The sequence below is a fragment of the Bifidobacterium sp. genome (genome assembly GCF_050874245.1).
Lineage (GTDB): Bacteria > Actinomycetota > Actinomycetes > Actinomycetales > Bifidobacteriaceae > Bifidobacterium.
This window is the reverse complement of sequence record NZ_JBNMKH010000014.1, coordinates 22,013-34,616: the sequence shown is the minus strand read 5'-3', so window position 1 is coordinate 34,616 and position 12,604 is coordinate 22,013. Positions and strand designations below refer to the sequence as shown.

Sequence of the window (12,604 nt, the reverse complement as noted above, 5' to 3'; positions counted from 1 at the left end):
TTCCTTGGCGCGGTTCACGCCTTCGGAGACGATGCGCAATGCGTCGACGTCAAGGCCGGAGTCAGTCTCGTCGAGAATGGCGAACTTCGGCTTGAGCAGCTCCAGCTGCAAAACCTCGGCGCGCTTCTTCTCGCCGCCGGAGAATCCCTCGTTCACGGAACGGGTGGCGAACTTCGGATCCATCTTGAGACGTTTCATGGCTTCGGACAGCTCCTTGGCCCAAGTACGGATGGATGGAGCCTTGCCGTCCACTTCGGTCTTGGCCGTACGAAGGAAGTTGGTCATGGACACGCCGGGAACTTCGACCGGATACTGCATGGCCAGGAAGATGCCCGCCTTGGCACGCTCGTCCGGAGTCATCTTGAGGATGTCCTCACCGTCGAGCAGCACCTGGCCGGAATCGACGATGTACTTGGGGTGCCCGGCCAACGTATACGCCAAGGTGGATTTGCCGGAGCCGTTGGGTCCCATGATGGCATGGGTCTCATTGGAGTTCACGGTCAGGTTCACGCCTTTGAGGATCGGCTTGATGCCGTCCTTGGTTTCGACATGCGCGTATAGGTCTTTGATTTCAAGGGTTGACATGGTATTTGCTCCTGACGTTTATTTCTCTTCCAATACCTGCGCGATCGCGTCGTTCTCGCCGCGTGCCAGGCGTTTGTCGATGACGGCCATAAGATGTTCGGCAATCGCCGGAATGCCGATTTCCTCGACGAGTTCGCCGAAGAATCCACGCACCACGAGCTTGCGGGCCTCAGTCTCCGGAATACCGCGCGATTCGAGATAAAACAGCTCCTCATCATCGAACCGTCCAACGGAGGACGCATGCCCGGCACCGACGATGTTGCCGTTTTCGATCTCCAGATTCGGTTCGGAATCGGCGATAGCGCCCGGAGTGAGCACCAGATTGCGGTTGAGTTCATAGGAATCGGTGCCTGGAGCCGTCGGCTCGATCAACGCGTTGCCGACCCATGCGGAATGCGCGCCCTTGCCGTCGAGCGCGCCCTTGTAGACCACACGGCTCTTGCATTCGGGATGATTGTGCACCACCATAGTGCGATGCTCGATATGCTCGCCCGGATCGACGAAGTAGATGCCGAGCATGTTGAGCTCTCCCTGCTCGCCGCCGAAGTCCTGATCCATGCGGATGCGGACCACATCGCCGCCAAGCGTCACCACCGAGTGACGCAGGGAAGCCCCCTCCCCAACGTGGATACGCTGATTGCCGACATGCTTGGACGTCTTGCCCCATTCCTGGATGAAGGTGGTGGAGACATGCGAATCCTTACCGGTTTCGATTTCCACGCCCTCCGAGAGGCGGGCATCTCCATCATGTTCCACGACCACGTCGGCATGGGCGCGATCCGAAGCGATGATCGACAGGTGAAACGCGTCAAGATCCATGCCCGCGCCACGCACCTTGACAAGCACCGGCTGGCCAATCTCGCCATCGATACGCAGAATGCCGGCCCGCCGGCCCGCATTCCATTCAATGACGGACGCACGATCGTTCGGCTTGGAGACGATGCCTGTGCCGGCATCCCCCACTTTGCCTTCGACATAGCTGACGCCATCGGTAAGAGGCGAACCATCAATCATGGAAACGGTTACCTGCGTCTCACCGGATGGTTCGAACACATCGAAGAACTCCTCGATGCGTTCCACTGGAGTGTACCGCCAATCCTCCTGCCTGCGATTCGGCTTGGCGAACGCGTTCACGTCGAAGGAGCGGGGCGCGCGATCCGCGGACGATGGCATGGCCGCCGGATTCGCGTACGGATCGGACGGATCCGCAACGGGGATATTGATTTCCTGAGTCTGTGCCATGGTGATCAGCCCACCGATCCTTCCATCTGCAATTCCACCAAACGGTTCAATTCGAGCGCGTATTCCATCGGCAGCTCACGGCTGATTGGTTCGACGAAGCCTCGCACGATCATGCCCATGGCCTCTTCCTCGGACAGACCACGGCTCATCAGATAGAACAGCTGGTCTTCGGAAACCTTGGAGACGGTGGCCTCATGCGCCATGGAGACGTCGTCCTCGCGCACATCCACATGCGGATACGTATCGGAGCGGCTGAACTCGTCGACAAGCAACGCGTCACAAACCGTCGAATTCGATGAGCCCTCAGCCCCTTTGACGATTTTGACGAGTCCTCGGTATGCGGAACGTCCGCCACCGCGGGAAATCGACTTGGCCACAATAGTGGAGCTGGTGTGCGGAGCGAGATGAATCATCTTCGCGCCCGTGTCCTGGTACTGCCCCTTGCCTGCGAAGCCCAAGGACATGGTGCTGGCCTTGGCGTACGGCTCCGCGAGTATGCACGCCGGATACTTCATGGTGGCCTTCGAACCGATGTTGCCGTCGACCCATTCCATGGTGCCGCCCTCACGCACATAGGCACGCTGCGTCACCAGATTGTAGACGTTGTTCGACCAGTTCTGCACGGTGGTGTAACGCACGCGGGCATGCGGTTCCACGAAGATCTCCACCACACCGGAGTGCAGGGAGTCAGTGGAGTAGATCGGCGCGGTGCAGCCTTCCACATAATGCACGTAGGACCCTTCGTCCGCGATGATCAGCGTACGTTCGAACTGTCCCATATTCGGCGTGTTGATGCGGAAATAGGCCTGCAGCGGAATGTCCACGTGCACGCCCTTCGGCACGTATACGAAGGATCCTCCCGACCATGCGGCGGTGTTCAATGCCGAGAACTTGTTGTCATTGCTCGGAATGCACTTGCCGAAATACTTCCTCACGAGGTCCGGATACTTCTGCACGGCGGTATCGGTGTCGACGAAGATAACGCCCTGCTCCTCGAGATCCTTTTGAATCGAATTGTAGATGACCTCGGATTCGTATTGCGCGGCGACACCGGAGACCAACCTGCTCTTCTCAGCCTCCGGAATGCCGAGCTTGTCGTAGGTGGAACGAATCTCGTCAGGCAGCTCCTCCCATGTGGTGGCCTGCTTGTCAATCGGCTTGACGTAGTACTTGAAATCGTCGGCGTCAAAATCCTTCAGATCGACGCCCCACTGTGGCATCGGACGGTTGATGAAATCACGATACCCTTCCAATCGTTTTTCCAGCATCCATTCCGGTTCATGCTTATCGGCCGAAATGGCACGCACGACGTTCTCGTCGATGCCTTTCTTCGCCGCCTCACCGGCGAAATCCGTATCATGCCAGCCGTAGGAATAGTCACCGAATTGCTCGATGATCTCATCATCCTGCTTGATTTTGTCTTCGTTCACGCGCGTGCGATCAGCCACATACTGGCTCATCTCCACGTCGGCCGCGGCGTTGGACGCTTGGTTCTCTGCCACCGTACGCTGCCTCCATTCACTCATTGGTACCTATGACAAACTAACAGAACACATGGTGAAACACTAGGCCTTATTCGAAATTCGGCAGTGATTCATCTAACACATCGGAAAGAGGGCGGGGAACCCACACGTCGGTTCCCCGCCCCCATAAGTCAGTCATTCCGTCAGGCCTGGACATGCACCGTGGTGCCCATCAGGCACCAGTTGTAGAACCACTCCGCCTGATCCCAGCCGATGCCCACGCATCCATGGGAGGTGTTCTGCCCCAAAGCCTGGATGTCCGAATCGTTGTACGCGCTTTGCGTGGCGATCCGATGAATCGCGCATCCCGTCTTGGAGAAGTAATTCACAAAACCGACACCCTTGACATCCCAGTTCTCCTTCTGACCGTTGGAAAGGGTGAGATTGCCGCTCATGTCCTGCGATTGGTATTTGAGCCAGACCTTGAAATCACCATCAGGGGTGCAATTGTCATATGCGTTCGCATCGCAATGCGTCGGCGTGCACAGATCACCGCTGGGCTGGCATTGGCCGGTCTGATAGTCGTTGCCCTGGCCTGCGGACATGTGCATGACACGCAGGGTCCGACCGTTTTCGATGGCCGTGACGGTATGTTGCGAGAGGCTGACGACAACGGTGCGCGTGGTCTTCTTCGGATTCTGAGGATCGCAGGTACCCTGGATAGAGACGGAATTCCCGCCATCGGCCAACGCCTTAGCGGCATCCACGCCGACGTTGGCGTCGCCTCCATCGGCGACGGTCACGCCATCATGACCCTCCTTGTTGGTTTGCAACACATCGCCAACACTGTTGACGATCACGTCGCCGTCGACACGGTCGGCATGGAAATTCGGCTTGATGGATTCGTCATAGTACTGCTGAAGCTTGGAACCGTCGAACACCAGTACGCCTTTACGGAATTGCCCGTCCGGCAACTCGGCTCCGTCATCCGCGGAGACGCTCATGGAGGATGCGATTGACGCGGCATCGAACGAGGCCACCTCATGATTGTCAATCTTGATGGCGACCGGGTTCGCGATCAACGCATCCGCGGCGGTCTTGGCCGTTTGTGCCTCGTCATCGGTGATGCTGGGCTCCGTCTGCCGGTATTCGACCTTCACCGTGGACGGCGACACCTTACCAAGGGACTCGACGACCTTCTCGGCTTCCTCGACCACTCCGGAAACATCGATTCCAACACCTTCCTGGCTTGGAACCACATCGAATGCGTCACCGGCATCGTTGAGTTTCAATCCGGCATCAGCCGCCGAAGACGACTCGACTCCAAACAGATTGCCCACGGCATGGGCATCGGCCTTCTGGGAGGCGAACGCCTTGGAAGTCACATTACTGTGATTCCAGAACATGTATCTGCCAATGGGCGAATCGTCTCTTTTGGCATTAAACACTTCCCGGGCCACTGCCTTCGAATCGACGGACAATCCAAGGTCTTTCAGACTGACCTTCTTCGTGGTCCCGTTATATGAGATTGGAATGGTGATGGAATCGGTCTCGTCGGCAATCTTGTCGGCGACCTGCTGCTGCGTCTTGCCCGTCATGGAATGCCCCCACAACTTCACCCCCGGCAATGCGTGGGACTGGAAAAACCAATAACCACCACCCGCGACGGCGCCAAGCAGCACAAGCACCGCCAGAACGATCCACAACCACAGCAGGCCATGCCCCTTCTTGGCAAACATCGACTTCCCTCCATCATCGACAGGGTCGGCGACCTGCGCGATATGGAGTCCCATATCGGAATTCGGAACAGGCCCCGAAGACGTATCCGTCTCAGGAAAGACGATTTTCTGCCAATCATCATCTGGAACGTTCATATCAGCCAATCTCAAACAAACCTCTCCGTGGGTTTTCCATCGTCATTCCTTGGAGGGACTCACGACCCCCAAACAAATACCCATTATGCAACATGGCCATGAATTCCTCGGAATACATGGCCATGCAACGTCGAATCGGACCATCATCCGATTCACTCACCCATCGATTCAGCGCGCCTGCTGGTGATCCAGAGCGGCTTTGACCAGACCCGCGAACAGCGGATGCGGCTTGGTCGGACGAGACTTGAATTCCGGATGCGCCTGAGTGGCCACATAGAACGGATGGACCTCGCGAGGCAGCTCGACGAATTCGGTGAGCTCACCGTCAGGGCTTTGGCCTGAGATGACCAGCCCGCCCTCGCGCAGACGATCCTTATAGGCCACGTTCACCTCATAACGGTGACGATGGCGTTCGGTGACGTGCGTGGTGCCGTACAGTTCGGCGACGATGGAGCCTTCCTCCAATTCCGCCGGATAGGAGCCGAGACGCATGGTGTGTCCCATGTCGCCCTTGCCGGCGACGATGTCCTTCTGCTCCTCCATGGTGGCGATGACCGGATTGGCGCAATCCGGATCGAATTCGGAGGAATTCGCGTCCGTGATACCAAGCACGTCACGCGCGTATTCGATGACCATGGACTGCAGGCCAAGGCACAGACCGAGGGCCGGTAGCTTGTTCTCGCGAGCGTAACGCAACGCGCCGATCTTGCCATCGATGCCACGGATGCCGAAGCCGCCAGGAATCACGATGCCGTCAACCTGATCGAGCGCGGCGGCAGCACCTTCCTCAGTCGCGCACTTGTCGGCAGCCACCCACTTGACGTTGACCTTGGCCCAGTTGGCGAATCCGCCGGCCTTGATGGCCTCGGTGACGGACAGGTAAGCGTCCGGCAGGTCGATGTACTTGCCGACGATGGCCACGTTGACCTCGTGCTTCGGGTGATGCACGCGCTCCAGCAGGTCCTCCCACTCGTCCCAATCGACATCATGGAACGGCAGTCCGAGTTCGCGGACCACATAAGCGTCGAGTCCCTCGTTGAACAGGATCTTCGGCACGTCGTAGATGCTCGGAGCGTCCACGCAGTTGACCACGCCTTCGGAATCCACGTCGCACATCAGGGAGATCTTGTCCTTGATGGACTGGTTCAGCGGACGGTCGGAACGCAGGACAAGCGCGTCCGGAGAGATGCCGAGCTGGCGCAGCATCATGACGGAATGCTGAGTCGGCTTGGTCTTGAGCTCATGGGCGGCGGCGATGTACGGCACGAGAGAGACATGCACGAACATGCAGTTCTCGGCACCCAGATCACGGCGGACCTCGCGTGCGGCCTCCAGGAACGGCTGGGATTCGATGTCGCCGACAGTTCCACCGATTTCGGTGATGATCACGTCGACGTCATCAGATGCCTGGGCGCGCATACGGGACTTGATCTCGTTGGTGATGTGCGGGATGACCTGCACGCACTGACCGAGGTATTCGCCGGCGCGCTCCTTGCGTAGCACTTCCTGATAGATCTGGCCGGTGGTGACGTTGGCCTTCTGGCTCAGGTAGACGTCGAGGAAACGCTCGTAGTGGCCGATGTCGAGATCGGTTTCGGCGCCGTCCTCGGTGACATAGACCTCACCGTGCTGGAAGGGGTTCATCGTACCCGGATCCACATTGATGTACGGGTCGAGCTTCTGCTGCAAAACCCTAATGCCGCGACTACGGAGCAGGCGGCCGAGAGAGGAGGCGGTCAGGCCTTTGCCGAGAGAGGAGACAACGCCGCCAGTGACGAAAATATGCTTGGTGACGTGTTCTTGAGAATTGCCATGTTGTCTTCTAACCATGGAACTTCAGTCTATCAGCGGCGCAAGACGCGGCGTGTTCCGTCGTGCTACGAAAAAGACGGGGCCGCATTGTCACACGGTCCCGTCTTTCAGGAATTCAGGAGATACAGTCAGACGATTGTGATTCTATCGGTTGCCGGCCTCCTTCCTGCGGAGAACGATCAGCACGCCCGCAACGACGGCGAGCGCCATTACGGCCAAAGCGATTCCTGCGACGTTGGAGCCTGTTGCCGGGCTCTGCGCCGCGCCTTTTTCCGCGTCTTCCTTTTTGTTGTCGATCTTGCCATCGGCATTGCCGTTGTCCTTATCGACAGCCGGGGTGACGGCCTGCTTCTGAACGTGCACCGTGCGGGTGAAGGCCGTGGTCTTGCCGCGGGAGTTGGTCACGGAGTAGACCAGCTTGTAATCACCGACCTTGTTGGCGTCCACGGTGCCCTCGACCTTGATCTTGTCAGTCAGATCGCCGTCGATGTCATCGGTGGCGGAGACGCCCGCCATCGGGTCGAACTTGGAGCCGACGGCGATGGTCGTCGACTCGTTCACACCGCTGATCACGGGAACGACGTCATCGGCGGAAGCGACCTTGAGCACGGTGGCGGATAGTGCGCCCGCGGTATATGCGGAGCCCTTGCGGACAGTGACGCTTTTGACGTCGTCATCGCCGTAGACGGTGCCGTCAGCGGCAAGCACCTCGTACTTGCCGGCTTCGACGCCATCGATGGAGGCCGCTTCGCCGTTGGCGTTGAAGATCACCACGTAGGTGCCGCTGGAGTCTTTCGCCTGGTAGGCCACGACACCGTTGGCGGACTGCAGCATGGTCACGCTGGCGTTGATGTCGTTGTAGTCGGCCTGGCGGAGGGCCGCGATCCTGTTGCGCAGCTTGATCAGGCCCCTGACGTAGTCGACGGAGTCGGAGTACTGCGTGGTGCGATCCCAGTCAATGGCGTTCACTTCGTCACCGGCGTTGTAGCTGTTGCCGTTGCCGCCCTTGGTGCGCAGGAACTCCTGGCCCAGCTGGATGGCCGGGATGCCTTCGGACAGGTAGACCACGGAATCGGCGAGCCTGGCGCGCGCCTCGGTGGTGGCCTCGTCATCCGTGGGCACGGACTTCCTGAGCTTGTCGTACAGGGTCATGTTGTCGTGGATCTCGGCGTAGTTCACCACCTGACCGGCGTCCGCGTAGTGGTCTTGCGCGTTGCCGTTCCAGCAGGTCGTCTCCGCGTCGGCGTCGTACTGGCAGCCGAGCACGTTGTGGGCGATGAGGCTCTCCTGATTGGCCTTGCCGGACACGAAGCCGGTGTCGGTGTCGGAGAACACGGAGCCCTTGAGACCGTCGCGGATCGAGTCGTTGAAGAACGCGATGCCGTTGTTCGTACCGTCCGAAGCGACCTGGTAGGCGTTCGGCTGGATGGTCATCTCGCTCTTGTCCATCGTGGAGTTCATGTCCCAGCCTTCGCCGAGCACGATGATGGACGGGTCGATCTTGTCGAGAGCCGCGCGGACCTCCTTCATCGTCTCGGTGTCGATCAGACCCATGAGGTCGAATCGGAAGCCGTCGATGTTGTAGTTCTTCGCCCAGTAGGTCACCGAGTCCACGATGTACTTGCGCATCATCGCACGCTCGGAGGCGGTGTCGTTGCCGCAACCGGAGTTGTTGACCAGCGAGCCGTTGTCGTCATAGCGGAAGTAGTAGCCCGGGACAGTCTTGTTGAACGAGTGGTTCGCGGCATTGTAGACGTGGTTGTACACCACATCCATGATGACGCGGATGTTGTTCTTGTGCAGGCCCTTGACCATCTGCTTCATTTCGGTGACGCGGGAGCTCGGGTTGGACGGATTGGAGGAGTACGAGCCTTCCGGCACGTTGTAGTTCTCCGGGTCGTAGCCCCAGTTCTGCGCGCCGTCGGCCTTGTAGCTCAGGTCTCCGGTCTCGTTGACGGAACCGTAGTCGTACATCGGCATAATCTGCACGTGGGTGACGCCCAGCTTCTTCAGGTAGTCGAGACCGGAGGTCGCGCCCTTGGCGGTCTTCGTACCGGATTCGACCACGCCCAGGTACTTGCCCCGCTTGTCGGCGGAGATGCCGGAGGACGGGTTGATGGAGAAGTCGCGGATGTTCATCTCGGCGATGGAGGCGTCGGTGGTCTTGCCGAAGGCCGGCATGCGCTTGCCCGCCTTGCCCATGGCCTTCTTGGAAAGTACCACGGAGCGTTCGCCGTTGGCAACCGCCGCGGTGGCGTACGGATCGGCCGAGGTGTTCACCGTGCCGTCGGCGAAGGTGAGCCTGTAGGAGTACGTGGTGCCGGAGGCGAGCTTCTTCACCGTGGCGCTCCACACGCCCCTGTCCTTGCTGGTCATGGCGATGGTCTGGTCGACGTCGGCGTTCGGATCATCGGACTTGTAGATGACGAGCTCGACCTTGGTGGCGGTCGGCGCCCACACCTTGAAGCCGGTCTGCCTCTTCGTGAAGGTGGCACCCAGATCCTCGCCGCTGTAGGCGTACTTCTTGTCGAAGGCGTCGGTGCGGACCACCGCGCCGGCGATGGCGTCCTGGGAGCCGAAGCCCTTGACTTCGACGGTGTACTTGCCGCGCACGTCGAGATCCTTGTCGGTGGTGATGATCACCTTGGTCCCGTCGGTCTTGATGGCCTTGATGTCGACCGTCTTGCCGTCGGCATCCGTGACGGTGACCTTGTCCTTCAGATCGTCCGCGGAGACCTTCTTGGAAAGCTTGGCGGACAGCTGATCGGTGCCGGAGATCTCGGCGGACTTCATAGAGGCACCGAGGGACGGACGGGCAGAGTACACCGTGGTATCGCCGCTGATTAGCCACACTTCGGCGGAGGCGTTGCCGTCGGCATCGAACACGAGCGCGTCGGATGGGATCTTGTGATCGGCGTCGTCCGGATCCTTGGCCTTCCAGGCATCCTTGCCGTAACGGCGAAGCATGCCGATGTCGGAGGAACCGTCGCTGTTGTAGTAGGTGTAATTGGTGAAGGAGTACTCCGCTACCTCACCCCAATCGTCATGGGCGGTGAAAGTGGCGGCGCCACCGTTCCAGTTGGAGGCCCAGGTCCAGATGTCCCACTGCGGGACGGTGGTGCTGGTGTCCTCGGCGTTGTAGTACAGACCGTCGTCGCGGTTGTAGTGGACCTTCACCTTGACGGTGTTGGCCTTGCACTCGTAATCGGACGGAGCCGAATCAAGGGTCTCGACAGTGGTTGACTCGCCTTGGTCTGGGTACTTGGTTCCGTCGATCCACACCTCGGCGGTGCCGTCGGCGCTCACCGTGGCGCTGCGGTCGGCGCCGTACTTGTCCCAATCGCTGGTGGTGATGAGGAATCCGAACTTGTCGTACTTGCCGTTGAAATCGAGCACGGCGATCTTGCCCCAGCAGTCAGTACCGGTGAAGGCGTGATGCTCGGCGTCCATATTGCCGCCATTCACATCGGTGCCCCACACATACACGCCGCGGTTGTCCGAGGCATCGGAGGGCTTGTAATGCACGACGAGGCGGGTCCTGCCTCCGATGGATTCGGGGTTGCCCACGGTGGCGGTCTGATCGACCACACCCACATGGGTGATGCCGACGTTGGCGTGGTAGTTGCCGCCGCCCTTCGGGTTCTCCCACTGGTCGGTGTCTTTGTCATGGAACACGAAGTCGATTTTCTTGCCCTTGGTGTCGATGGTGGCGGTGTAATAGCCCTGCGCGTCGACTGTCATATCGGCTTCCGACTGGCTCCAGTCATCGCCGAGACCGTAATGGACCTTCGGGGTCTTCCACTCGGAGTTCGAAGGCTTGTAGTAGATGGTGACGCTCCTGTCGTCGGGCAGGACGTCGTCTTCCTCCTGACTCACGTCGGGATCGGACGGATCGGTGGCGGCGGAGGCCGCCGGATGGGAGGCCTTGGTCGCGCCGGCATACAGGGCGATGGCGGAGTGTGCCGGGACGGTGGTTTCGACCTTGCCGCCCTTGACGGTCACGGTCTTGGAGCAGTCCATGGCGGCATACACGTTGCAGTACTCACCGTCCGCAAGGGAGGTCGTGTAGGAGGCGTCCTTGTCCTTCTTGCCGTTGTTGATGGCGATGAAGCCCTTGTCTCCACGGGAGAAGGCGATGTTGTCGCCGCCATCGTCCTGCCAGTCGGAGACCTTGGTGCCGTTGACGTAGTTGCGGAAAGCGATCATGCCACGGGTGGAGGTCCAACGCTGCTCGCAGTTCCAATCGGAATCGTTGGTGGAGCAGACCTTGTCCATATCCACGTCGGGCACGGAGGCCGCGGTCGCACCGGGAGCGCCATTGTCGTCGACATCCCATTTGTAATCGGACAGCAGACGCGGGGTACCGTAGTCGTAGGCCAGCATGAAGGCGTTGGCCAGCTGGTACTTGGCGCCGTCCTTATAGGTCAGCGCACCTTGGTTGCGTGCGGTGTCCCAGTTGGTGACGAACACGTTGGCGTCCTCGGAGGAAAGATCCTTGCTCAGGCGGTCGCCCAAGCCCTTGAGGTTAGCGATCTTGTCCTTGAAGGCCTGGTTCATTTCGGACTTGAAGCCGAATTCGGTCACGGTGCCGTTCTGCACGTAGTTGCTCGGCTGGATGCCGGCCGCTTCGGAGGAGTTGCCGATGACTTCCTGGATCCAATAGATATCGTTGGCGTTCTGGCCGACCTTCTTGGCGAACTTCTCCTTGATGGCCTTCATGCTATCGGTGTGGATGTGTTTGACGGCATCCATACGGAAGCCGCGCACGCCCAGATTCCACAGCTTGGCGAGGTAGTCGGACTGGATGTCCTGCACCTTCTCGCTTTCAGAGTTGAAGTCCCACATGGAGCTCAGGCGGCATTCCTGCACTTCCTGCTGGTTGGTGTAGTCGGAGATGTTCCTATCGCATTTGTGGAAGTCGGCGGCGGTGATGCCCTCCGGGTACTGCTTGGTGGCGAAGCCCGGGTAGCTGCCGGTGGAGCCGTTGTAGTCGCTGCCGGCCACGCCCTTTTGGTCCCCGGCGGCCACGTCAGCGCCGGTGGTCTGGTTGAGCACCACGTCGGCGATGATGCCCACACCTGCCGCGGAACACTGCTGGACCATGTTCTTGAATTCGGCTTCCGTGCCCAGCTTGGAGTCGAGCTTATAGCTCACGGGCTGGTAGCTGGTCCACCACTGCGTGCCCTGGATGGATTCCTGCGGAGGCGAGACCTCCACATAGGCCACACCTTCCGGACCATAGGTGTTGGTGCATTCCTTGGCGATAGTGTTCCACGTCTGCTGGAACGCAATCACCTGGACGTCTTTTTGTTGATTGGCTTGCGTTTTGGATTGCGCCTGAGCCACAATCGGCGCCGCGACCAGTGAAGCACACGCCATGGCCGCGGTGATGCCCATTGCCACCACACGGCCTAATGGATGGTTTGTCTGAACGACCATCGTTCTCCGTTCTCATCTATGAGACCGGTTCAAGCGCCCATGGCAGGTGCCGCGACCGGCAACGTATGCGCCATGGTCCTCCGCATCCACGCGGATAATTCAGAATATACTCGACGATGAATATGCATACGTTTACACTCTAAATCAGCATATACTGTATGACGATTCCTGCGTATGGCAATGAAACAG

At 59.4% G+C, this 12,604-nt stretch carries 6 protein-coding genes; all 6 read right to left on the bottom strand.

Features of this window, described 5'->3' with window-relative positions; all coding sequences use genetic code 11:
• Positions 1-585, bottom strand: a 585-nt coding sequence (sufC, locus tag ACR0P8_RS02975) for a Fe-S cluster assembly ATPase SufC (protein WP_432623516.1), incomplete at its 3' end; no start/stop codon positions are given.
• Between the two features lie 18 nt (positions 586-603).
• Positions 604-1,827, bottom strand: a complete 1,224-nt coding sequence (sufD, locus tag ACR0P8_RS02970; RefSeq protein ID WP_432623514.1) for a Fe-S cluster assembly protein SufD — start codon at positions 1,825-1,827, stop codon at positions 604-606.
• Positions 1,828-1,832: 5 nt separating this feature from the next.
• Positions 1,833-3,353 carry a Fe-S cluster assembly protein SufB gene (gene sufB / locus ACR0P8_RS02965; RefSeq protein WP_432623512.1) on the bottom strand — a complete coding sequence of 507 codons (1,521 nt, stop codon included), beginning with the start codon at positions 3,351-3,353 and terminating at the stop codon, positions 1,833-1,835.
• 140 nt (positions 3,354-3,493) lie between these two features.
• Positions 3,494-5,083, bottom strand: coding sequence for a L,D-transpeptidase family protein (locus ACR0P8_RS02960; RefSeq protein WP_432623510.1), 1,590 nt, complete (start codon positions 5,081-5,083; stop codon positions 3,494-3,496).
• A 249-nt stretch (positions 5,084-5,332) separates the two neighbouring features.
• On the bottom strand, positions 5,333-6,994 hold the full coding sequence (locus ACR0P8_RS02955; protein WP_026645852.1) for a CTP synthase: 1,662 nt from the start codon (positions 6,992-6,994) through the stop codon (positions 5,333-5,335).
• 126 nt (positions 6,995-7,120) lie between these two features.
• Entirely contained in the window at positions 7,121-12,415 is a 5,295-nt protein-coding gene (pulA, locus tag ACR0P8_RS02950; protein WP_432623507.1) for a type I pullulanase, read from the bottom strand.
• Positions 12,416-12,604 lie beyond the last annotated feature (189 nt).